Below are 22,493 nucleotides of genomic sequence, written 5' to 3' on the forward strand. Positions count from 1 at the left end.
ACAGGCTAGTGCGGCGCGGACCGCACGAGCGTGAGTCGTCCATCATCGAGGTGGAGCTCGCTGTCCGCCTGTGCGGCCGCCTCCGGGTCGTGCGTCGCCATCACCACGGCCGCCCCGCGGTCGGCGTGCGCCCGCAGGAGGGCCAGCACCTTCTCGCGGTTGTCGTGGTCGAGCTCGGAGGTCGGCTCGTCGGCGAGCAGCACCCGCGCCTGCAGGGCCAGCCCGCGGGCGACCGCGACGCGTTGCTGCTGGCCGCCCGAGAGCTCCTCGACGAGGTGGCCCCCCGATTCGTGGAGGCCCACGGCGGCGAGCGCAGCGTCGGCGCGGGCCACCGCCTCGTCGGCCCCGACGCCGGCCGCCACGAGCGCCATCACGACGTTCTCGTGCGCCGACAGGATGGTCGCCAGCCCGTTGCCCTGCGGGATGAGCGCGGCCGACCGCGCCGCGCCGTCGTCGCGACCACGGACCTCCTCCCCGTCGATGCGCACGACGCCCCGGGCGAGCGGCACGGCCCCGGCGACCGCCCACAGCAGCGAGGACTTGCCGGCCCCGGAGTGCCCGGTCACCGCGACGAGGTGGCCGGGGCGCGCCACCAGGCTCGCGCCGGTGACCGCCACGACCGGCCCGTAGGCCACGGTGACGTCCTCGACCTCCACCAGCGCGCCCGCCACCTTCGTCGACGCAGCCGTGGCACCTGCTCCCGCACTCATTGGCCCTGACCGTCCTCTCGGTGGATCGTCCACACACCGCCCTCCTCGTGCACCCGCACCAGGGCGCCCGGGGGGAAGGCCTCCATGGCGTGCGGTGGAAGCGGCAGCGACCCGTCGGCGGCGACCACGGCGAACTCCTGCCCCGCCCGGCCCTCGCCGCCGACCCGGCCGTCGCGGATGGTGACCGTGCGCGGCATACGGGCTGCCACCTCGGGGTCGTGCGTCACCACGACGACCGTCGTGCCCATCTCGGAGTTGATCTGGGCCAGCGCGTCGAGCACGGTGTCGCGCGCCTCGTGGTCGAGCTGGCTGGTCGGCTCGTCGCCGAGCAGCAGACCCGGGCGGGTCGCCACCGCGACAGCGACCGCAGCGAGCTGCAGCTGGCCCGGCGTCAGGGTGCCGAGCGGGGCGTTCGAGCGCTCGTAGAGCCCGACCAGTTCGAGCACCTCTGCGGCAGTGGGCAGCTCGCGTCGGCGGGACTGGGCGGCTGCCTGCGCGAACTCCACGTTCTGCCGGGCGCTCAAGTAGGGCAGCAGGTTGCGAGCCGCGCCCTGGAGGACCAGGCCCACGTCGGCGGAGCGGAACTCGTCGAGCTCCTCCTCGCTCATGGTCGACAGCTCGCGCTCACCCACCCGGATGCGCCCGGCGCTGGGCCGGAGCAGGCCGCCGAACAGGGTCAGCAGCGTCGACTTGCCGGCCCCGGAGGGCCCGAGCAGGCCGACCATCTCGCCAGCGCCGACGGTGAGGTCAACGCCCGAGAGCGCCGCGACGTCGTGCCCCTCCGCGCGGTAGATGTGCACCAGCCCGGTCGTGCTGACCGTCAGGCCCGCCGGCGCGTTCAGGGTCGTGCTCACAGCAGCTCCCGGATCCGGCCGAGGGTGAAGCGCCCGCCGAGCGAGCGCGCGACGACGAGCCCGACCGCGCCGAGCAGCAGCAGCGCGAGCAGCGTCGCAGCAGCGACGGCGGGCCAGGCGGGCGACAGGTCGAGGGCGGGCACCGGCGCCGGCCGGTTGAAGAGCGGGATGAGGGGCATCGCCAGGTGGGCACCGAGCAGCCCGCTGACCGCGCCCACGCCGACCCCGACGCCCACGACGACGAGCTGCTCGCTGCGGGCGGCCCGCCTCAGCACGGGCAGCGGAACCCCTGCCATCCGCATCGCCGCGAAGTCCCTCGCCACGGCTCGCCAGCCGGTGGCGGCGACCACCACCACGGCGAGCGCCGCCATGAGCAGCGCCAGGGCGCCGGTCACCAGGGCGAGCTGGAGCCCCCAACCGGCGGCCGAGCGGTCGTAGGACTGCTTCGTCTCGGCGTAGGAGCGCACACTGAGGACGTTGATCCCACTGTCCGACAGGCCTTTTCGCACCTTCTCGACCAGGGCCGGCGAGTCGCTGCCCAGCCATGCCTGCAGGCTGCCCGAGCCGGCGAGGCGCCCTCCCAGCCGGCCGAGGGTCTCGTAGTTGACGAGCACGCCGCGGTCGCCCAGCACGGGCAGGGCCGGCGCCTCCTGGGTCCGGGTCATCGTGGTGGGCAGGCCGGCCAGGCCGGAGGCGGTGAACTGCTGCACCGTGCCGCCGGGCGGCACCGGTCCGGCGAGGACGGCCGGAACGCTGGCCGGGACGTCGGCGTGGGCGAGGCGGAGCACCACACCGGAGCTGACCACGTCGAGCACGAGCCGTTCGGCGCTCGAGCCCTCCGCCGCCCGGAGCTGGTCGTCGGGGGCGGCATCGACCTTCAGCGAGGGCTGCCACCGGTCGGCCTCACCGATGTCCAGCGCGCGCCCGTCCAGCGCCATGCCCGACAGCGCCAGCTGCCCCCGCGCCACGGCCGTGCTCTCCTGGCGGTTGGCCTCCCACGGGTTGCCGCGCGGGCCCGAGGGCGTGAGGTCCGCCCGCACGGTGAGCGAGTCGAGACGGCACCCGTCCGGACACAGCACGGGGGCGGCGAGCTCCACCGGCCGCCGGCTGCCCAGCGGCACCACACCCAGGTCGCGGGTCAGGCGCTGGCCGTCAGGGGTGGTCACGACGATGCCGAGCAGCACCCGTCCGGCCGGTGCAGGGGCTCCCCCACCGGCCTCCGTGACGGTGAGAGACGGCTCGACGGTCACGCTCAGCGTGGTGCCGTCGAGCCGCACCGGCTCGACGGCCGGTGGCGCCAGCGCCGCCAGCTTCAGGGCCTCCTGGTGCGGTGGCGGGAAGGCGACCTCCTCGAAGCCCCGCGGCACGACGGCGATGGTGGCCGTCGCCGACACGTCGCGGGGGCGCACGATCGCCACCGGCGTCACGTCGCCCCCCGTGGGGTCCACCGCGGCGAGCGCGCGCTGGAGCGAGGCAGGCTCCACCGCGTCGGTGAGGAGCACCACCGGCGCCCCCGCCTCGAGCTGCGCCCTCGCCTCCCGGTTGCGGTCGGCGACGGTGACGGCGTTGGCGGCGAAGACCGCGAGCGCCGTGGCCACCGTGATGATGGTGAGCACCTTGCGCACCGCGGGGCGTCGGGCGAGCTGGTATGCCGTGAGCGCCGGTCCCACGCGTCCGCGCCGCACGTGCGTGGCGCCCGCGGAGGCGGCGGCGCGGACGACGACGTGCGCCACCACCAGCCCGGCGGCCAGGGACAGCAGCGTCGGCGTCACCAGCGCGAGCGGTCCGGCGTCGGAGGTCGTGGCGAGGCCGACGAGCCCGGCCGCGGCCAGGGCGGCGACCACGATGTCCACCACGGGAAGCCGCCGGCTGGCGCGCGCGTGGGCCACCCGGCGCAGCAGCGAGGAGATGGGTTCGCTGAGCACGGGTTGCGCGGCGAGCCACACCGCGCCCAGGCCGACGGCGGCCGCGGCGAGCAGGGCGAGGAGGACGCCGAGGGGGAACTCGAACGGAACGCCAGGTGGGAGCAGCACGCGTCGGGCGGCCTCGTTGAGGCCGACCGCGAGCGCCAGGCCCAGCGGCAGGCCGAGCAGGACGGTCAGGCCCAGCTCGCTGACGACCAGCCACCTCGCTCCGTCGCGGCTGCGCCCGCGCAGGCGGGCGAGCGCCACCTCGGGGCGGCGCTGCTCGACCGCGGCTGCGGCCACCGACAGCAGCACCACCGCGGCGAGGAGGGCGAGCTGGGCCATGAGCAGCGGCACGACGAGCCGCACCTGCTGCTGACCGTCACGGATGCCGGCGAGCAGCGTGGCCATGGGGCTCTCGACCTCGATCGAGCCGGAGTCGGCACGGGTCTGCGCGATGGCACGCGCCGCGGAGGGCACGTCGTCGAGGGTGAGGCCCGCGCGGTCCAAGGGGTACTGCACGGTCAGGCGCGCGTTGCCCCATGCCCCGTCGAAGGTCTGGGCCGCGGTGATCCACGAGTCGAGGGCCGGGGTGTCTCCGCCGTCGATGGTGCCGCCCGAGCGGCCGTCGAGCTTCAGGCGCATCCAGTAGGCGCCGTCGGGCACCTGCTCGTAGACCCCGACCACCGTGAGTGCCTGCGGAACCGCTCCCGTCGGAGCGTCCCGCTCGGTCACGGTGAAGCGGTCCCCCGGCGCCCACTGCCAGAAGGCCGCCTCGGCCGCCGTCACCGCGATCTCGCCCTTGGCGGCCGGGCACGCGCCGGCGGTGATGCGGACGTGCTCGCACATGCCGTCGCGGTAGATGAGGTCCAGCGGCGCACCGGGCCGGTTCGGGAAGACCTGGAAGACCACCTGGCCGTTGTAGGTGCCGATGCCGGGCTGGTGCAGCTCACGCACCCCGGCCGGTACGACCTCGGACAGGCGGGGCAGGGCCAGGTCGGGGGCGGTGGGTGTGCGGGTGGCCTTGACCGTCAGGGCGGTGTCGGCAGGGTCCGCCTCGAAGACGGCCTGGCGCAGCAGCCCCTGTTCGAGGGCCCGGGTGTAGAGAGGGGCGAGCGCGGCGCAGGTGGCGATGAGTGCCGAGAGGAGCATGAGGGCCGCTGCCTGCGCCCGGCGGTAGCGGATGGCCGCCCACACGTCGACGAGCCTCCTTCGCAGATCCACCGTCCGACCAACCAAACCCTAGGGCTCGCGGGCTCCGCGAGGACGGGGTTTGCGGGCCACGGTCTGGCAACGATCGAGGGTGGGCGCACCGCCCAGCGGGGCGAAGGGCCCTGTCCGCCGGAGCAGACGCTGGCAAGGCTGGCCCCATGACCACGACAAGCCCCACTCCTGCTGTGTCCGCAGCCACCGGGCCGGTGCCGTCCGCGCCGACGTCACCGGGCCAGGCGCCGCCTCTGCTCGACCCCGAGCGCCGGGCCCAGGTGGACGCGGTGGTCGACACTGCTGCCGAGGCGGCCCGGCGCTTCCGGGAGCTCGACCAGGAGCAGGTCGACCGCATCGTGCTCGCGATGGTGCGCGCCGGCGTGCGCGCCGCCCCGCGGCTGGCCCGCAGCGCGATCGAGGAGACCCACTTCGGCGTCTTCGAGGACAAGGTGGTCAAGAACTACGTGGCGACCGAGTTCCTCTACGACTACCTCAAGGACAAGCGCTCGGTGGGCGTCATCGACGAGGACGTCGAGCGCAACATCGAGTTCGTCGCCGACCCGATCGGGGTGGTGCTGGCCATCACGCCTGTGACGAACCCCACCTCGACCGTGCTGTACAAGGCGATCGTGGCTGCCAAGACCCGCAACGCCGTGCTGTTCCGCCCCTCCCCCATGGCCACCCGCTGCGCGGCCGAGGCCCTCGAGGTGGTGCGCGAGGCCGCCGAGGCGGCCGGTATGCCGCCGGGTGCGCTCCAGCTCATCCCGGACGCCGCCCGCGAGGTGACCCACTACCTCTTCAAGCACCCCTTGATCGACTTCATCTGGGTGACCGGCGGGCCGAAGATCGTGGCGCTGGCCAACGCCGCCGGCAAGCCCGCCCTGAGCGTCGGCCCGGGCAACGCGCCGATCTACCTGCACCGCACCGCCGACATCAGGGGCGCGGTCGTCGACATCCTCATCTCCAAGACCTTTGACGCCTCGGTGATCTGCCCGGCGGAGCAGACCTGCATCATCGACGAGCCGGTCTACACCCAGACCATGGCCGAGTTCGAGCGGATGGGCGCGCACCTGCTGACCAGGAAGCAGACCGAGCAGCTCGCCGAGTTCGCCTTCGGCTGCACCGACCCGGTGAACCTCGCCGCCCTGGGCCAACCCGCTCCCGAGCTCGCCCGGCGCGCCGGCTTCGAGGTCGACGCGTCGGTGAAGGTGCTGCTCGCCCCCCTTCCGACCGACCTCAAGGCCCTGTCGGCCCACCCCCTGCTCAGGGAGAAGCTCATGCCGGTGCTGGGCATCGTGCGCTCCCCCGACCCCGAGCACGCGATCGCCGCCGCCGTCATGGTCACCGAGCACGGCGGACTGGGCCACACCTCCGCGATCTACGCGAACGACGACGAGGTCATCGCGGCATACGGCAAGGCCCTGCGCACCGGCCGGATCCTCGTCAACGCGCCGACGGCGGTCGGCGCCCTCGGCGGCGTCTACAACAACCTCACGCCCACGTTCTCACTGGGCTGTGGCACCTGGGGCGGCTCGTCCACGACGGAGAACGTCAACTACCGGCAGCTGCTCAACGTCAAGGTGCTCTCGCGCCGGCGCACCCCGCCGCAGTGGTTCCGTGTGCCGTCCCAGACGTTCTTCAACGCCGGTGCCCTGCAGAACCTGAGGGAGCTCGAGACCAGCACCGCGGTGGTCGTCACGGATGCCCTGTGCGAGGAGCGCGGGGTCGTGGACCAGGTGCGGGCGATGCTGCGCGCCGAGCACGTGCACGTCTTCAGCGAGGTCGAGCCCGAGCCGGGCGAGGACGTCATCCGACGCGGTGTGGAGCTGCTCCGCCGGGTGCAGCCCGACCTCCTCGTGGCCGTCGGCGGCGGGTCGGTCATCGACGCCGCCAAGACCATGCGCCTCTTCCACGAGCACCCCGAGACCGACCTCGACGAGCTCACCCTGCCGTTCCTCGACCCGCGCAAGCGCGTGGCCGACTACCCCAAGGACGCGCGCCACCCGGTGCTGCTCGTCGCCGTGCCCACCACCTCCGGCACCGGCTCCGAGGTCTCCCCGGCGGCCATCGTGACGGTCGGAGAGCGCAAGGAGACCCTCGTCGACTACGGCCTGGCGCCCGACATGGCGATCGTCGACCCGCTGCTGGCCGTGTCGATGCCGCCGCGGGTGACGGCCGACAGCGGGGTCGACGCCCTCACCCACGCGCTGGAGTCGGCGGTCTCGATCTTCGCCTCCCCCTACACCGACGCGTTCTGCGTCCAGGCGGCCCGGCTCATCTTCGACGCCCTGCCGAAGGCCTACCGCGACGGCGCCGACCTGCAGGCGCGCACCGACATGGCCAACGCGGCCACCCTTGCGGGCCTGGCCTTCTCGAACGCCTTCCTCGGCGTGAACCATGCCCTCGCCCACGCGGTCGGGGCCCGCTTCCACATCGCCCACGGCCGGGCCAACGCGATCTTCCTGCCGCACGTGCTGCGCTACAACAGCAGCCTGCCCACGAAGTTCATGCCCGCACCCGGCTACTCGGCCTACGTCGCCCCCGAGCGCTACGCGATGCTCGGCCGGGTGATCTTCGGCGGTCGCGACGCCGAGACCAGCCGGAGGCGCCTCTTCGACGCCGTCGACGGCCTGCTGCGAACCGTGGAGATGCCGCGCACGCTGGCCGAGGCCGGAGTCGACGAGGTCGAGTTCGAGGCCGCCCTGCCGGAGCTGGCGTTCACGGCCTTCCAGGACCTCGACAACCGCACGAACCCGAGGATGCCGCTGCTGGCGGAGATCACCGAGCTGCTCCGCCGCGGCTACCACGGCTAGCCCGGCTCGGGGCGGCGCTCAGGCCTGCGCCTCGATCGCCGCCTCCAGCCGCTCGACCTTGCCGGTCAGCTCGCCCGTGTGGCCCGGACGGATGTCTGCCTTGAGCACCAGGCTGACGCGCGGGCCGTGGGCGGCGACGGCGTCGACGGCCGCCTTCACCACGGCCAGGCACTCGTCCCACTCCCCCTCGATCGTGGTGAACATCGAGTCGGTGCGGTTGGGCAGGCCCGACTCGCGCACCACTTTCACGGCGGCGGCGACGGCCTCGCTGACCGAGCCGGTGGAGTCGGCGGCGACGGACGGGGCGACGGAGAAGGCGACGAGCATGCCCACACCGTATGCCTGCGCGCGGCAGACCGGAGGTCAGGAGGCGTCGACACGGAGGAAGCACGGGGACACCTCAACCGGCCGGAAGCCGAGGCGCTCGTTGATGCCCACCATGTGCGCGTTCTGCTCGGCGTTGCACGTCGAGATGCGGGTGCGGGTGGTGCCCAGCGCGTCGCCGAGGTGTGCCTGCAGCTGCTTGAGTCCGCGAGCCTTGACCGCCATGCCGAGCCTGTGCCCCCGGTGGTCGCGCCGCACCAGGGTGCCCCACTGGTAGACGTTCGGTGGGTCGTCGCGCGGGATCACCAGGTCGTTGTAGGCCACCACCTCGCCGTCCGGCGCGACGGCGAGCGTCGAGATCATCGTGCGTCCCTGCCGGCGCAGCTGTGCCTCTCGCTCGCGCAGCACGTCGCGGTCGATCCGCTCCTCCTCGAAGTCGAGGGTGCCGGTGGGGGCGTCGACGCCGAGCTGCGACTTCGTGCGGCACAGCGAGTCGACGAGGTCGTCGGGGATCGGCCCGTCGAAGGACACGATGCAGTAGCCCTCGTGGTGCGCCGCCGAGTCGGCGATGAGCCGGTCGAGCTCGGCCTCGTCGACGGGAAGCGGCAGGTGCCGGCGGATCTCGGTGTTGGCGAGCGTGAAGCCGTGCTTCTCGGCGAACTGCCGGTAGGGGTGGTCGTCGCGACGCTCGAACGGGTAGGACGTCTCGATGATGTGGTGGGTGCGCCGCTCCGCGCGGCACCGCTCGAGCAGGTGCTCGAGAACCACCGACCCGATGCCTCGGCGGCGCCGCTGCGGCTCGACCCAGGGCATGACCCAGGCCATGTGCCGGTTGTCGTGCTTGGGCAGGCTCGCCATGCCGGCACCGACGATCTCGTCCCCGTCGACGGCCACGACGCCCCAGACGTGCTCGGCCGGGTCACCCTCGGTGAAGAGGATGCGGGCCTCTTCCAGCGACCACATGCCGGCGAGCGGTCGCTCGAAGCGCTCGGCGCTGTCCATGACCTCGTGGAAGCGCCGGAACTCGGCGTCGTCGTCGAGCTCGACCGGGCGGATCTGCATGGCTTCCACGGTAGGGAGCCGCCTGTGCTGTGTGCCAACGCTTTTCCGTGGGCACCTCAGCCGGGCAGCTGTGGCCTGCCCCGGTGCTGCTCCCACTCCGGCGCCAGCACCGACATCAGCACGGAGTCGACCCACTCGCCGTCGAAGCGCAGCGCGTCTCGGCGCACTCCCTCCCTGACGAAGCCCACCTTCTCGTAGGCCCGCTGGGCCCGCGGGTTGAAGGCGTAGACCTCGAGGCTGACCCGGTGCAGCCCGACCACCTCGAAGGCGTGGGCGAGGAGCAGCCGCGTGGCCTCCGTGCCCAGGCCCCGGTCGCGGCCGCGCGGGCCGATGAGGATGCGGAAGTTGCAGGAGGCGTTCTCCGGCTCCCACTCGTTGAGCACGGCCTCGCCGACGCATTGACCCGTCGCGGCGTCGACGATCGCGAGGTCGAGCCGGTCGTCCTGTTCGCCCCGGGTGGAGTACCACCCACGCAGCCGCTCCTCGCCGAAGGCCGCGTCGGGCACCGCTGCGCTGCTGTTGACGCTGCCGGTCAGGCGCCCGACCTCGGGGTCGGCGATGGCCTCGGCCAGCGCTGGGAGGTCGGCTTCCAGGAACGGACGCAGGACGGCCCGTTCCCCGGTCAGGGTGGGCTTGTCGGCGAAGGTGACCGTGGCCATGGGCCGCACGGTAGTGGGCGCCTCACCGGCGAGCCACAGGTTTGGCGCAGGACCGCTGGGGCCGCGGTGAGGGCCGCGGGGCCGCGCTCAGGGCTCAGTCCCCGCCGCCGTTCGCCTCCCGGTCGATGAGCAGCCTGTCCCCGTCCTGCACCAAGGTGAGCACCTTCTTCTCGGTGCTCTTGTCGCCGTCGCCCTTCTGGTAGACCAGTGTGACGTTGGCGGTGAGCGCCTCGGCGTCGGCCTTGACGTTCTTGACGTCCACGGAGTCGATGCCGCTCCAGAACTCCTCGTACCCGTCGCGACCGCCCGCCTTGGCCTGCATGCGCGGGGTGAGCTGCTCCCACGTCGCGTCGCGGTTGCTGGTGACCTCGGCGAAGTAGCCGCGGACGAACTGCTCGATCTGCCGGTCCGATACCGCGGCGTCCTCGGTGGTCGTCGTGGTGGTGGTCGGAGGCTCGGTGGTCGTCGTGGGCGGCTCGGACGTGGTGGGGCTGGGTTCCTGCGTGGTCGTGGCCGGCGCAGTCGTCGACGGCGTGCCGCTGGGGCTGGCGGTGCCGGTTTCGTCACCGAGCTGGCTGAAGAGGTAGCCCCCGCCCAGGGCGAGGAGCAGCAGTGCCGCGACCAGCAGCGGCACCCAGCGCCGCGAGCGCCGGGTGTCGTCCCCGCCGTTCTGCGGCACCGCCGCAGGCAGCGGCGTCGGGTCCGGGGTGGGCGGTCCGTATGCCGCCGCGGCACCGGCCGCAGGCATGGCCTGGGTGGGCTCCTGGGCAGCGGGGATGACCTCGGTCGCCGCGGCTGCGGCGGCGCCCGCGAGGGGCATGGTGAGGTCTCCGCTGCCGATCTGGCCCAGGCGGGCAGCAGCGGTGGACATGTCCCAGCGCTGCGCGGGGTCGATGTGCATCATCGCCTCGATGGCGCCGCCGAGCTCACCGGCCTGCTGCATCGGCTGGGGCTCGCCCCTGGCGATGTCCTGCAGGAGCGCGATCGGGTTCGACCGTGGCGCGAAGGGCGGGCGCGCCTCCACCGCGGCATACAGCGTGGCGCCGAGCGCCCAGACGTCGGAGGCCGCGTCGGGGTCCTCGCCCCGGGCCAGCTCGGGCGAGAGGTAGCCCGGCGTGCCGGTGACGAAGCCGGTCTGGGTGAGCGCTTCGTCGCCGAGACCACGGGCGATCCCGAAGTCGCTGATCTTCGGCCTGCCGGACCGGTCGATGAGCACGTTGCCGGGCTTGATGTCGCGGTGGACGATGCCCCGCTCGTGCGCGCGGGACAGGGCAGAAGCCAGCTGCGCACCGATGTCGGCCGCCCGGCGCGGGTCGAGCGCGCCCTCACGTGCGATGAGGTCGGCGAGGGTCTCACCCTCGACGTACTCCATGACGAGCCAGGGCGCGTTCTCGTGGTCGACAACGTCGTAGACGGCGACGGCGTTGGGGTGGTTGAGGGCGGCAGCGGAGCGGGCCTCACGCATCGCGCGGCGGGTCTCGTTGGCCGACTCCCCCGGCAGCGCCCCGATCTGCTTCACGGCGACGTCGCGGCCGAGCCGATTGTCGCGGGCGAGCCACACGGTGCCCATGCCGCCGCGCCCGATGGCGCGCTGCACCTCGTACCGACCGGCGATGAGCTGCGGGTCCATGGAGTCCTTTCTGTGACCGCTTGGTCGACGGGTAGACCGTTCGGTCGACCCCCCACCCTACGGGGACCGGGCAAACGGATCATCTTCGCAGGTGGCGGGCGCCCCCGGCGCCGGCTGCTCTCAGGCGAGGGCGGCGACGACCTGGTCTGCGGCGGCATACGGGTCGGTCTTGCCGTCCACGACGTCGGCGGCGAGCTCGTCGACGCCGTTGCCGTGCCGCAGGTCGCCCATCTTGGCGCGCAGCTGCTGGAGCGCGATCGACTCGATCTCGTCGCCGGCGCGGCGCACCCGGCGGTCACGCAGGGTGCCGGTCTCCTCCATCCAGGCGACGTGCTTGTCGAGGGCCTCCATGACCTCCTCGACGCCCTCGCCCTTGGCCGCGACCGTCTTGACGACGGGCGGACGCCACAGGCCGGGCTCGGTGCGGTCGCCGAGGCTGATCATGTGGCGGATGTCGCGCACGGTGGCGTCGGCGCCCTCGCGGTCGGCCTTGTTGACCACGAAGACGTCGCCGATCTCGAGGATGCCCGCCTTCGCAGCCTGGATGCCGTCGCCCATCCCGGGCGCGAGCAGCACGATGGTGGTGTCGGCGAGGCCGGCGATCTCGACCTCGGACTGCCCGACGCCCACCGTCTCGACGAGAATGACGTCGCAGCCGGCGGCGTCGAGCACGCGCAGCGCCTGCGGGGTGGTCCACGACAGACCGCCGAGGTGGCCGCGCGAGGCCATCGAGCGGATGTAGACCTCGGGGTCGAGGGCGTGGTCCTGCATGCGCACGCGGTCGCCGAGCAGCGCGCCGCCGGAGAACGGCGAGCTCGGGTCGACGGCCAGCACGCCGATCCGCTTGCCGCGGGCCCGGAAGGCGCCGACGAGGGCGTTGGTGCTCGTGGACTTGCCGACCCCGGGGGAGCCGGTGATGCCGATGACGTGGGCGGTGCTGCTGTGGGGCGCGAGCGCGGCCATCACCTCGCGCAGGGCCGGGTGGCCGTCCTCGACGAGGGAGATGAGGCGGGCGACGGCCCGGGGCGAGCCTGCCCTGGCCGACTCGACCAGGGCAGGGACGTCGACGGTGCGAGCGGCCAAGGTCAGCCGTTCTGCTTCGGGACGCGGACGATGAGGGCGTCGCCCTGGCCGCCGCCGCCGCAGAGGGCGGCCGCGCCGACACCGCCGCCGCGGCGCTTCAGCTCGAGCGCGAGGTGCAGGGCGATGCGCGCGCCGGACATGCCGATGGGGTGGCCCATGGCGATGGCACCGCCGTTGACGTTGACCTTGTCGAGGTCGAGGCCGAGCATCTTGGCCGAAGCGAGGCCGACCGCGGCGAACGCCTCGTTGATCTCGACGAGGTCGAGGTCGGCGGGGCTGATGCCCTCCTTGGCGCAGGCCTTCTCGATGGCCAGGGCGGGCTGCTGCTGCAGGCACGAGTCGGGGCCGGCCACGATGCCGTGGGCGCCGATCTCGGCGACCCAGGCCAGGCCGAGCTCCTCGGCCTTGGCCCTGCTCATGACGACCACGGCGGCGGCGCCGTCGGAGATCTGCGAGGCCGAGCCGGCGGTGATGGTGCCGTCCTTGGCGAACGCCGGGCGCAGCTTGCCGAGCGAGTCGGGCGTGGTGTCGGCGCGGATGCCCTCGTCGGCCTTGAACTCCAGCGGGTCGCCCTTGCGCTGCGGGATGGACACGGCGACGACCTCGTCGTCGAACAGGCCGTCCTTCCACGCCTTGGCGGCGAGCTGGTGGCTGCGGGCCGAGAACTCGTCCTGCTCCTCGCGGGTGAACGCCACGTCGCCGGTGTTGGCGTCCTCGGTGAGCGAGCCCATCGCCTGGTCGGTGAAGGCGTCCCACAGGCCGTCGAAGGCCATGTGGTCGCGCACGGTGACGTCGCCGTACTTGTAGCCCTCTCGGGACTTCTCGAGCAGGTGCGGGGCGTTGGTCATCGACTCCTGGCCGCCGGCGACGACGATGTCGTACTCGCCCGCGCGGATCATCTGGTCGGCCATGGCGATCGCGTTGATGCCGGAGAGGCAGACCTTGTTGATGGTCAGGGCCGGGACGCTCATCGGGATGCCGGCCTTGACCGCGGCCTGGCGGGCGGGGATCTGGCCGGCGCCGGCCTGCAGCACCTGGCCCATGATCACGTAGTCGACCTGCTCGGGGCTGACGCCGGCCTTCTCCAGGGCGCCCTTGATCGCGAACCCGCCGAGGTCGGCGCCGGAGAAGCCCTTGAGCGAGCCGAGCAGGCGGCCCATCGGCGTGCGCGCACCCGCGACGATCACTGAGGTGGGACGGTCAGACATGAGATGAGCCTCCAGCGCCGTTGGTCGAGATTCCTCTCGCAACTCTAGCCGCGGCACACCGGCCGTCGCCTGTGGCCCTCGCCACCTCCGCCCCGGGCCTCACTGCAGGTCGGAGCGCGCGGTGGACTCGACGGTGAGGGTGACCGAACCGCCCAGTCCGCGCAGCACGCCGCCCACGAGCGGCAGGTCGGCCTCACCGACCAGCCGGACCACCGCGCTGCGGCCGTCGGGCGACCCGGTGCCCGCGGCGACCCGCCAGTCCAGCATGCCGACCGGGAGCGGCCTCTCGGCGAGGTAGGCCTCGGCCGTGGCGCGAACGGTCTCGTCACTGACGGGGACGGCATCGCCCAGCCCGCCCTCGTAGGCCCTCGCGTCGAGCGAGTCCGCCGCGTCGAGGGCGGCGCCGTCGGCGGCGTCGAGCAGGCGCATCCGCGAGAGCTGCACCGAGGTCACCGCCACGGTGCCCACGACGAGCATGGCCGCCACGAGCGTGAACCCGAGGATGAGCAGCGTGACCTGACCGGACTCCCGCGAGGCGCCCCCGCGGACGAGGCGTGCGCGCAGCCGTGCCACGGGCGAGTGCCCGGCGCCGGTCGCCCGAGGCTGTCGGGACGACGGAGGGCTCATGGCCGGCCTCGGAACCGGTCGACCACCGCGACGTGGGAGGCGCTCAGCGGGACCTCGAGAGGGATGACGTCCCGGGCGAACGACGGGACCAGTGGCAGTGGCACGGTGACCACCGTGGTCAACTCCACGCGCCCCTCCGCTCGAAGGCAGGGCGTCCCGTCACAGGCCAGCGTGAGCCGGCCGGTGTCGCCGAAGCCCTGGTCCTCGAACGCGATCGCGGCCGCCGCCTCGGCGCGCCGCTCGGCGTCGGCCTGTGTGGTGGCGGTGGTGAACGCACGCCCGGCCTCCCGCGCGGCGGCCGACACGGCATACGCACCTGCCTGCAGCCGTCCCAACGTCATGACGAGGTAGATGAGCGGGATCAGCATCAGCACGGCAAGGAAGACGAACTCCACCACGGCACTGCCGCCCTCCCCCGGGTGAGCGGTGGCCCGCCCCGCCGCCCACCGGCGCGCAGGCAGCGCCGTGAGCCGGCATCGGCGTTCGCCACGCACGGACCGTGTCACTGCCCCTCCAGGAACGCCCGCCCGGTGACCCGCAGGCGCCCATCCGGCCCGAGCGGGCCGATGACGGGAAGCGGGGCCGCGACGTCGACCGCCACCGCCTGCACCCCGCCGACGTCGACCACGCGGGCCGTGACCTGGCCGGTGTAGCGGTCGGACAGCGAGGCCCGGATGAGCTCGCGCGCGCGGTCAGCGCCGTCCGCAGGGTCGGCGTCCGCGCGGGCGCCGAGACGAGCGCCCTCGGCGGCGCAGGAGATCAGGGTGTTGCGGATGTGCAGTGCCAGGCCCAGCTGGAAGACGGCCACGAAGAGCACGGCCACGAGGCCGGAGACCATCGCGAAGTCCGCCACGGCACTGCCACGCTCGTGTCCGGGCGCGGGGCTCGGGCTCGGGCTCGCCATCGTCGCGTCTCCCATCCGTCACCGGGGTTTGCCGTTCGCCCGGTCTCAGGGACCGGTGACCGAGTTCATCGCCCGCTGGAAGAGGGTCTGCAGCTGGTCGTCGGCGACGGCCCACAGCACACTGACCAGGCCCGCGGTCATGAGGGTGATGAGCACCCAGCCCGGCACGTCGCCGCGCTCTCCGGAGGCGGGGTGCCCGGTGACCTGCTGCGCGGCCCGCCGCGTGCGGACCAGTGATCTGGTGATCGTCTCCATGGGGTGGTTCCTCTCCTGGGGTTGCTGTCGGGCTCTCGGTCAGAGGGTGAAGCGGAGCAGTGAGAAGCCGGGGAAGACGGCGAACAGGACGGTCACCGGCAGGACCATGAAGACGACCGGGACCCCTGTGGACAGGGACACCCATTGCTAGAGAATGCCCCTGTGGCGCCCAGGGAAGTCTTCGTCTACGCCCGCCAGTCCCTCGACCGGACCGGCGCAGGCATGGCCATCGACCGGCAGGTGAAGGAGTGCAGGGCATTCGCCCGAGCCAAGGGATGGCGCGTGGCCAAGGTCTTCTCTGACAACGACATCAGCGCTACCACGGGCGCCGCGCGGCCGGGCTTCGAGGCCCTCCTCAAGGCGAGCCCGGAGGCCATCCTGGTCTGGCACATCGACCGTCTCGTCCGCCTGACCAAGGACCTCGAGCGGGTCATCGAGCTTGGCGTCCCCGTCCACGCCGTCAAGGCCGGGGAGCTCGACCTGTCCAACCCTGCCGGCCGAGCCGTGGCCCGGACCATCACCGCATGGGCTACCTACGAGGGCGAGCAGAAGGCCCTCCGCCAGGCCGCGGCGAACCGGCAGCGGGCCGAGGCCGGCGAGGTCGGCTGGACCAGGAGACCCTTCGGCTTCGACAGGGAGGACGGTCAGATCGTCGTCGTCGAGGCCGAGGCCGCCGAGTTGAGGAAGGCGGCCGCGCGGGTCCTGGCAGGCGCGACCCTCGCCTCCATCGTGAAGGACCTCAATGTCCGCGGGGTCAGGACCTCCACCGGCTCGGCTTGGACCGTTACGGGGATCCGGCGACTCCTCCTCAACCCAAGGACCGCCGGCCATGCGGTCTACCGGGGCTCAAGGGTCGGAGAGGGGGCGTGGCCCGCCATCATCGAGGACGACACCCAGAAGGCCCTGGCTGCGATCCTCCGCGACCCAGCCCGACGCAAGCAGACCTCCACGAAGGCGAAGCACCTCCTGTCGGGCATCGCCGTCTGCGGCATCTGCGACGAGACCATGATGGCGTCGGCCTCCCCCAGGGGCCCGATCCTCCGGTGCCCGGGCCTCCACCTCTCGAGGCTGGCCGCGCCCATCGAGGCCATCGTCGAGGCGGTCATCCTCGAGCGCCTGTCGCGACCCGACGCCGCTGGCCTCTTCGCCAGCGGTGAGGACGTGGCAGACCTCCAGGCCGAGGCCGACGTCCTGCGGACGAGGCAGAGGGACCTCGCCGCCCTGCTGGCGGAAGGCCTCCTGCCGGTGGCCGAGGTGCGGGAACAGGCGCGCGCCTTGGGGGGCCGCCTGGGCGCCCTCGAGGACCGGATCCAGGCTGCCCTGGGCCAGAGTCCCGGGAGCCGGCTCGCGGCCTCAGAGGACGCCAGAGGGACGTGGGCCCAGCTCGGGGTCACGGCCCGGAAGTCCATCGTCCGCGAGCTCCTCGAAGTGCGGGTCCTCCCGGCGGGCAAGGGCGCGCGGTTCAGCCCCCGGCACCTCGACATCAGGTGGCGGCGCGGCTAGCCCCGTATACCCGGGGTATACCCAAAGGCGTTGAACCAGAACGCCTTTGGCGAGGGGCTCAGATGGTGGCCGGCCCGGAAACCGGCTGGCAACCTGCCTTGGGACTTGCCAGTATGTAAGTCACCTTGGGCCCTCAACCCGATCCCCTAATCCCTCGGGGGGGTTGAGGACCGCCGGACCTCTTCGGCCCGGCGGCGCTGATCTGGGGCGCGGAGTACCGCGGCGCCTCAGACGAGGTGATGCCCGATGGAAGTCAGCCCCTACGAACTTGCCCGCCTACGGGGCCTCCATCTTGCCGCGCTGAACCGGCGCCAGGACGAGGAGGCTGGCCGCCTCAAGGCCGAGATGGGCGTGATCCGCGCCGCCGAGGCTCTCGACAAGTACGGCGACCTCGACGACGACCAAGCCGCGCGGCTCAAGGCCTTTGTGGACGAACGGACCCGGCGATGAGCCCGGACGTGGAGGCCTACGTCCGCCGCCTGGTGGCCCAAGCGCCTCCCCTGACGGCTGAGCAGCGTGATCGGATCGTCCTGATCTTCAAGGGCGTTCGGCTATGAGCCAGACGACCATTGACTCCCCCGGCGCGGAGGAGACCTGCGACTGCTGCGGCGACTTCTACGGCGACTGCCTCTGCTCCTCCGAGTGCGAGGACTGCCTCTTCGACGAGGGCCAGTCCTCCGAGGACGACGGCGGTGACGACTGGTGACCGTCGAGCCGTGGCCCGCCGGCCGAGCGGATCGCCTCCGCAGGATCGCCGATATATGGGCGGACGCAGACCCATCTGTCGGCGAGTTCATCGAGGGATGGCTCGAGGCCTTCCCGACCCGACCTAGCGACGCCGAGCTTCTTGACCGCATGGGCATCACCGCCGAGGAGATGAAGGCCTACCCCGAGCAGGCGCGGCACCTCCTGGAGTACTTGCGGTCGGTCGACAGCGGCCTGCTCCAGCGGGTGAACAAGGATCTCTTCGCCGAATGCCTCGGCAATGCCCTTCGTCATTTGAGGAGGGGGAAGACCCGTGGGCTCGCTCGATGATGCGGTTGCCGCCGCCCAAGAGGCGGCCATGCAGCCAGATGAAGCCGAAGACTTTGCCCCCCAAGGATCTTGGCGACCGGTGGACCTCGAGCGGTTCCGCGACGGGACGTGGGAGCCGGTCCTCCCGGAGGTCGGCCAGCGGACCGACGGCCAGGGGGTCCTGTACCGGGGCCGTGTCCACACCATCATGGGCGAGACCGAGGCCGGCAAGACCTGGCTGGCCCTCCTCTTCGTCTGGCAGGAACTCGAGGCCGGGGCGGTCGTCCTGTACCTCGACTTCGAGGACACCGAGGAGACGGTCGTCGGCCGTCTCATCATGCTCGGGGTCGACCCGGAGGTGATCGCTGAGCGGCTGGTCTACGTCCGGCCGGCCGAGCCCCTCGGGCCGGCAGCCCAGGTCGACTTGGCGGCGGTCCTCGAGCTGGGGCCGAGCTTGGTGGTCCTCGACGGCGTGACCGAGGCGATCGCCACTCTCCAGATGGAGACCATGGGCAACGACGGCGCGGCTGGCCTCAATCGCCACCTGCTCCGACACCTCAAGGCCTCCGGCGCAGCGGTCGTGACCCTCGACCACGTGACGAAGTCCTCGGAGAACCGGGGCAGGTACGCCATCGGCGGGGTCCACAAGATCAACGCCCTCGACGGAGCCGCCTTCTCCCTGGAGTCGGTCCGACCCTTCGGCGTCGGCCTCAACGGCGTGACCAGGGTGAGGATCGCCAAGGACAGGCCTGGAGGCCTGCGGCGGGCCTCGGCGCCCGACGGGTCCATGCAGTGGTTCGGCGACCTCGAGATGGAGCCTCTGACGAAGGACCGGATCCACCTGGCCCTCCGGCCGGCCCTTCGCCAGCCAGGGGACGACCGGCCGGCCGAGGAGAACCTGCCGCGCGCGCGGATGGAGAAGATCAGCCGCGCCGTCGAGGAGTACATGGAGGCGAACGACGGGCAGGGCCTGTCCTGGACGACGATCCAGAGCCTCATCGGCGGCAAGGCCGAGGCGAACCGGCTGGCCCGTGCCCACCTGATCAGGCTCAACCACCTGACGGACAAGGGTCCTCACCGGGTGATCCGGCCCTTCCGGGATGTCACCGAGAAGGGGGGTCACGCCGCGCCGCCGTGACCCCCTCCGTGACCCCCCTTGGGGCGAAGGGTCATGACCCCCTCCGTGACCCCCTCCTCGAGCACGGCGTGACCCCCCGTGACCCCCTCCATGACCCCCTCCATGACCCCTGGCGTGACCCCCCGTGACCCCCTCCCTTTAAGGGGGTCACAGGGGGGTCGGGGTCGGGACCAAAGGTATTCGAAGACAAGGAGATTCGATGAAGGAGCAGCAGCTCGGCCGATGCCCGGCTCCCTCCTTTCCCTGGCGATGGCGCGACGGGAAGGACCGCCACTGCCTGGACCACCGGCCCATCGACCCGGCCCTGCCCGAGGGCCAGGTCGTCACGGGCCTGCCGGAGCCCAGCCGGCGCGGCTCCGACCAGACCGCCGAGGAGGCGCGGAAGGCCCGGGACCTCGACCCCGGCCGCCGGCCCTGGGCCTCGATCGAGCTGGAGGGCCGCTGATGGCTCCGCAGTGGATATCCCACGGCGAGAACCGGGCGCGGTGGAACCGGGTGAAGGAGCCCGTCCGCCAGGCAGCCCACGGGAGGCCCTGCCCCAGGTGCCACGTCGCCATGGACGTCTCGATCCCGTACCGCGACAAGCAGACCGGCCAGGTCAACGGGTCCTACGTATCCGTGGACAAGGTGGTCCCCCTGTCCAAGGGGGGTAATCCCTTCGACCCGGGGAACCTCCGGGCCATGCACCTGCGCTGCAACTCGAGCCGGGGCAACGGGGACCACGGGCAGAACCAGCCGAGGACCTCGACCCCGTGGTGAGGACCCAGCTCGGCCGGCTCGAGCCGCGGGCCCGAGGACCAGGACCCCCAAACGTGGCCCAAGAGCCAGGCTCTCGCGGCCTCAGACCCGAAACCTGGACCAGAACCCATCCGAGGCCCATTCGCGCGCTCTCTGGGCCTCAGAGCATGTCGACCGACAAGGGGTAGGGGGCTCAAAAGTTCAACGTCGAAGCCCCCTCCTTCACCCGCGCAGCGAACGCGTTTCTCTCCGGCATGAACAAACCAAATACCCATCGCAGACGAAGACCCCTCTCAGAGAACGGAATTGACCATGACGAAGACCTGCCACCAATGCGGCAAGGACCGGCCGGCATCGGCCTTCTACCCGGCGCCAGCCAAGCGCGATGGGTTGTCGTCGACCTGCATCGCTTGCCGGATCCTCGGCATCCCCGACGAGGAGCTCCGGGTCGCCCGGATCCGGGCCAGGAAGGGGGCCCAGGCGTGAGCATGGTGTCGATCTTCTGGGCCGACGGCGAGATCCAGGACCTGACCCCCGGCGAGGGCGAGGTGGCCGGCGTCGAGCTGGCCGACCTCATGCTCATCTGGACGGCCCTCGGGATCGTGGAGCCGATGAACGGCCCGGGGATGTTCCGGGCCAAGGTGACGAAGGCCCAGGCCCAGGAACGGCTCCGGGCCCTCCAGGCCGAGGTCGACCGCGCGATCCTCGGCGGGTAACCGGCTGGACCCCTGGCCGGCCCGGCCTTACGGTCAGCCCCGAGGCTGCTGTCTCCTTCCGCTGGGACGGCCCCAGGCACCGCCTGGGGCCTCCTGGGGAAGGATCTCCGCCCGAGGGCACCGCCCCGGCCGAGGCATCGGGCACCGGCCCCACCGAGGTCCGTCCGGCCGGCTCCGGCTCGAGCTCCGCTCGCCGAGCACAGAGGCCCAGGCCTCTCCTTCAACATTCCTCTCTCCTGCAAAGGATTTCGCCATCATGAGCAAGCCCAATCTGGTCCGCGCGTCGGACCTCGAGAACCTGCCCCTCTCCGAGAAGGTGGCCAAGGTCAAGGACGCCCTCCTGGCCCGCCACAACGCCCTCGACGAGATCGCCACCCGATCGGCCCAGGAGGGGCGCGAGCTCCTCGCCTCCGAGGCCCGGGAGGCCCAGGCCCACCGGTCCGAGATCGAGGCCCTCAACGACCTCCTGCCGGACTTCGGGTCGCAGATCCAGGGGTCTGGCCAGTGGACCTCCGGCGACGGCTCCGGCAACCGCTCGCACGGCCCGGTCGACTCGTCCGTCTACAAGGACGACCAGCCCCTCACTCGGGGCCAGTCCTTCGAGGGCCTGATCCGGTCCAAGGGCCTCCACCTCGTCGACGGCGAGGAGGTCGACCTCAGCCTCCGGAAGGTCCTCCGTGGCGTCGTCCTCGGTGACTGGAAGGACGCCGAGGCGGAGCAGCGAGCCATGTCCGGCCTGACCGCCGCGGCCGGCGGGGTCATGATCCCGACGGTCCTGTCCGCCCGGATCATCGACCTGGCCCGGGCCCAGACCCGCGTCCTCCAGGCCGGCGCGGTCATCGTCCCGATGGCCAACCGGAAGGTCGACGTCGCCAAGTGGGCCGGCGACCCCGAGCCGGGTTGGAGGGCCGAGGGCTCGACCATCGACGAGTCCGACGGCCTCCTCGACAAGGTGACCCTGACGGCCAAGTCCCTCGCGGTCCTGACGAAGGCCACCCGGGAGTGGCTCGAGGACACCGACGGCGACGCCGCCCTGATGAACGCCTTCGCCCGGTCCTTCGCCCTAAAGGTCGACCACGCCGGCCTCTACGGGGCTGGCGGCGACGAGCCCCAGGGTGTCAAGGGGGCCGCCGGCGTCAACGTCCAGGCCATCGACACCAACGGCCTCGCCCCGACCTGGGACACCCTGGCCCAGGCCGTCGGCCGCCTGCGGGACCTCAACGAGGACCCCAACGCCCAGATCATGGCCGACCGGACCAAGCGCGGCCTCGAGCTTCAGCGGGAGAACGGCTCGACCGGCCCCTACCTGGCCCCGCCGGTCTACCTCGACGGCGTGAGCCGCCTGTCCACCAGCCAGGTCCCGACCAATCTCGACGAGGGCACCTCGGTCGGCGTGGCATCGGACCTGTTCACGGCGGACTGGCACCAGCTCTTCGTCGGCGTCCGGACCAACCTGCAGATCCGGGTCCTCTCCGAGCGGTACGCCGACACCGGCCACGTGGGCTTCGTCGGCTGGTACCGCGGCGACGTGGCCGTGGCCCGGGCCGAGGCCTTCGACGTCGTGACCGGCCTCCTCGAGGCCTGATGGACTTCGGGCTGGCCCGTCAACGGCGCGCCCTGGCGGAGGTTCTTCCTGTGGAATCTTCCCTCCGCCGGGGACCGAAGGTCTGGAGGCACCTTTCCCTCCTCTGGAGGGCCTGAGAAGGACCTGCGGGCCAGCTCGAAACCAGACGAGGCCCCCTGTCACCCGCGATCCGGGCGGCAGGGGGCCTTTCCATGTGCCAGGCGGCCCGTCTGGGCATCCTCTGGGCATGAGGGGGCCCGGGTAGGGGCGCCCGGTCCCGCCCGTTGCTCTCTTGGTGAAGGCGGGACACCAGAGGGGCCCAAACCGGTGCGAGTTGTGCCTCTGAACCGTCGCAGAGCGGACGAACGGGTGTGATCCACGTCACACCCGCGAGGGTCCAGTCGCGGCCTCGGGCGGTTTCCAAGGCAGTCTTCGAGGCCGCACACTGATGTGAACCGAGGCGAGCCAGCCCCGGCGATGATTAACAAGTCCACACGGACAACCACGAGGGCCAAGTGTTGCCGCACTTGGCCCTCGAGGTCCCCTAGGGGACCACTTGCAGGAAGATCTAAGAACAGGAT

General features: G+C 72.3%; 23 protein-coding genes and 2 pseudogenes. 12 read left to right on the forward strand and 13 right to left on the reverse strand.

Annotated elements, in window-relative coordinates; genetic code table 11:
* Positions 1-5 precede the first annotated feature (5 nt).
* A complete protein-coding gene (locus P2F65_RS15225) occupies positions 6-710 on the reverse strand; it encodes an ATP-binding cassette domain-containing protein (RefSeq protein ID WP_275809504.1) in 705 nt (234 codons plus the stop codon).
* 25 nt (positions 711-735) lie between these two features.
* Between P2F65_RS15225 and P2F65_RS15230 the strand changes: the two are divergent.
* Positions 736-861: pseudogene (locus P2F65_RS15230) on the forward strand (septum formation initiator family protein); the annotation flags it as partial.
* A gap of 169 nt (positions 862-1,030) precedes the next feature.
* Here P2F65_RS15230 and P2F65_RS15235 read toward each other — a convergent pair.
* Positions 1,031-1,564: pseudogene (locus P2F65_RS15235) on the reverse strand (ATP-binding cassette domain-containing protein); the annotation flags it as partial.
* Positions 1,561-4,692: an FtsX-like permease family protein gene (locus tag P2F65_RS15240; protein WP_275809506.1), complete on the reverse strand. Its 3,132-nt coding sequence runs from the start codon at positions 4,690-4,692 to the stop codon at positions 1,561-1,563. The gene P2F65_RS15240 and the pseudogene P2F65_RS15235, both read right to left, overlap by 4 nt.
* A 146-nt stretch (positions 4,693-4,838) precedes the next feature.
* On the opposite strand from P2F65_RS15240, the gene adhE reads away from it, so the two are divergent.
* Positions 4,839-7,487 (forward strand): bifunctional acetaldehyde-CoA/alcohol dehydrogenase, encoded by a 2,649-nt coding sequence (gene adhE, locus P2F65_RS15245; RefSeq protein WP_275809509.1) that lies wholly within the window; start codon positions 4,839-4,841, stop codon positions 7,485-7,487.
* Positions 7,488-7,505: 18 nt separating this feature from the next.
* Here the strand turns inward: adhE and P2F65_RS15250 are convergent, their stop codons facing one another.
* From P2F65_RS15250 to P2F65_RS15295, 10 genes are all read right to left on the reverse strand, one after another.
* Complete coding sequence (locus P2F65_RS15250) at positions 7,506-7,814, reverse strand: thiamine-binding protein (RefSeq protein WP_275809512.1); 309 nt, start codon at positions 7,812-7,814, stop codon at positions 7,506-7,508.
* Between the two features lie 36 nt (positions 7,815-7,850).
* The gene (locus P2F65_RS15255; protein WP_345803704.1) at positions 7,851-9,008 is read right to left on the reverse strand and encodes a GNAT family N-acetyltransferase; all 1,158 of its coding nucleotides are present in this window, start codon (positions 9,006-9,008) and stop codon (positions 7,851-7,853) included.
* Positions 8,930-9,532 (reverse strand): GNAT family protein, encoded by a 603-nt coding sequence (locus P2F65_RS15260; RefSeq protein WP_275809518.1) that lies wholly within the window; start codon positions 9,530-9,532, stop codon positions 8,930-8,932. Before P2F65_RS15260 ends, P2F65_RS15255 begins: the two co-directional genes overlap by 79 nt.
* 94 nt (positions 9,533-9,626) lie before the next feature.
* Complete coding sequence (locus P2F65_RS15265) at positions 9,627-11,162, reverse strand: serine/threonine-protein kinase (RefSeq protein ID WP_275809521.1); 1,536 nt, start codon at positions 11,160-11,162, stop codon at positions 9,627-9,629.
* 120 nt (positions 11,163-11,282) lie between these two features.
* A complete protein-coding gene (gene meaB / locus P2F65_RS15270) occupies positions 11,283-12,245 on the reverse strand; it encodes a methylmalonyl Co-A mutase-associated GTPase MeaB (RefSeq protein ID WP_275809524.1) in 963 nt (320 codons plus the stop codon).
* A 2-nt stretch (positions 12,246-12,247) separates the two neighbouring features.
* Positions 12,248-13,453: an acetyl-CoA C-acetyltransferase gene (locus P2F65_RS15275; protein WP_275809527.1), complete on the reverse strand. Its 1,206-nt coding sequence runs from the start codon at positions 13,451-13,453 to the stop codon at positions 12,248-12,250.
* A gap of 99 nt (positions 13,454-13,552) precedes the next feature.
* The gene (locus P2F65_RS15280; RefSeq protein ID WP_275809529.1) at positions 13,553-14,080 is read right to left on the reverse strand and encodes a pilus assembly protein TadG-related protein; all 528 of its coding nucleotides are present in this window, start codon (positions 14,078-14,080) and stop codon (positions 13,553-13,555) included.
* Complete coding sequence (locus P2F65_RS15285) at positions 14,077-14,478, reverse strand: pilus assembly protein (protein WP_275809532.1); 402 nt, start codon at positions 14,476-14,478, stop codon at positions 14,077-14,079. Before P2F65_RS15285 ends, P2F65_RS15280 begins: the two co-directional genes overlap by 4 nt.
* 104 nt (positions 14,479-14,582) lie before the next feature.
* On the reverse strand, positions 14,583-14,984 hold the full coding sequence (locus P2F65_RS15290; protein WP_275809535.1) for a TadE family protein: 402 nt from the start codon (positions 14,982-14,984) through the stop codon (positions 14,583-14,585).
* Positions 14,985-15,029: 45 nt separating this feature from the next.
* Positions 15,030-15,239, reverse strand: a complete 210-nt coding sequence (locus P2F65_RS15295) for a hypothetical protein (protein ID WP_275809538.1) — start codon at positions 15,237-15,239, stop codon at positions 15,030-15,032.
* A gap of 162 nt (positions 15,240-15,401) precedes the next feature.
* On the opposite strand from P2F65_RS15295, the gene P2F65_RS15300 reads away from it, so the two are divergent.
* From P2F65_RS15300 to P2F65_RS15345, 10 genes are all read left to right on the forward strand, one after another.
* On the forward strand, positions 15,402-16,742 hold the full coding sequence (locus P2F65_RS15300; RefSeq protein WP_275809541.1) for a recombinase family protein: 1,341 nt from the start codon (positions 15,402-15,404) through the stop codon (positions 16,740-16,742).
* A 246-nt stretch (positions 16,743-16,988) separates the two neighbouring features.
* A complete protein-coding gene (locus P2F65_RS15305) occupies positions 16,989-17,192 on the forward strand; it encodes a hypothetical protein (RefSeq protein ID WP_275809543.1) in 204 nt (67 codons plus the stop codon).
* A gap of 103 nt (positions 17,193-17,295) precedes the next feature.
* A complete protein-coding gene (locus P2F65_RS15310; protein ID WP_275809546.1) occupies positions 17,296-17,448 on the forward strand; it encodes a hypothetical protein in 153 nt (50 codons plus the stop codon).
* Complete coding sequence (locus P2F65_RS15315) at positions 17,445-17,777, forward strand: hypothetical protein (protein WP_275809549.1); 333 nt, start codon at positions 17,445-17,447, stop codon at positions 17,775-17,777. Before P2F65_RS15310 ends, P2F65_RS15315 begins: the two co-directional genes overlap by 4 nt.
* A gap of 79 nt (positions 17,778-17,856) precedes the next feature.
* Positions 17,857-18,894 (forward strand): AAA family ATPase, encoded by a 1,038-nt coding sequence (locus tag P2F65_RS15320; RefSeq protein WP_275809552.1) that lies wholly within the window; start codon positions 17,857-17,859, stop codon positions 18,892-18,894.
* 199 nt (positions 18,895-19,093) lie between these two features.
* Positions 19,094-19,339, forward strand: a complete 246-nt coding sequence (locus P2F65_RS15325; protein ID WP_275809555.1) for a hypothetical protein — start codon at positions 19,094-19,096, stop codon at positions 19,337-19,339.
* 110 nt (positions 19,340-19,449) lie between these two features.
* The gene (locus tag P2F65_RS15330; protein ID WP_275809558.1) at positions 19,450-19,653 is read left to right on the forward strand and encodes a hypothetical protein; all 204 of its coding nucleotides are present in this window, start codon (positions 19,450-19,452) and stop codon (positions 19,651-19,653) included.
* A gap of 291 nt (positions 19,654-19,944) precedes the next feature.
* Positions 19,945-20,118 carry a hypothetical protein gene (locus P2F65_RS15335; RefSeq protein ID WP_275809560.1) on the forward strand — a complete coding sequence of 58 codons (174 nt, stop codon included), beginning with the start codon at positions 19,945-19,947 and terminating at the stop codon, positions 20,116-20,118.
* Positions 20,115-20,348 carry a hypothetical protein gene (locus P2F65_RS15340; protein WP_275809563.1) on the forward strand — a complete coding sequence of 78 codons (234 nt, stop codon included), beginning with the start codon at positions 20,115-20,117 and terminating at the stop codon, positions 20,346-20,348. Before P2F65_RS15335 ends, P2F65_RS15340 begins: the two co-directional genes overlap by 4 nt.
* Positions 20,349-20,604: 256 nt before the next feature.
* Positions 20,605-21,933 carry a phage major capsid protein gene (locus P2F65_RS15345; RefSeq protein ID WP_275809566.1) on the forward strand — a complete coding sequence of 443 codons (1,329 nt, stop codon included), beginning with the start codon at positions 20,605-20,607 and terminating at the stop codon, positions 21,931-21,933.
* The last annotated feature ends 560 nt before the right edge of the window (positions 21,934-22,493 follow it).

Source organism: Knoellia sp. p5-6-4 (genome assembly GCF_029222705.1).
Lineage (GTDB): Bacteria > Actinomycetota > Actinomycetes > Actinomycetales > Dermatophilaceae > Pedococcus_A.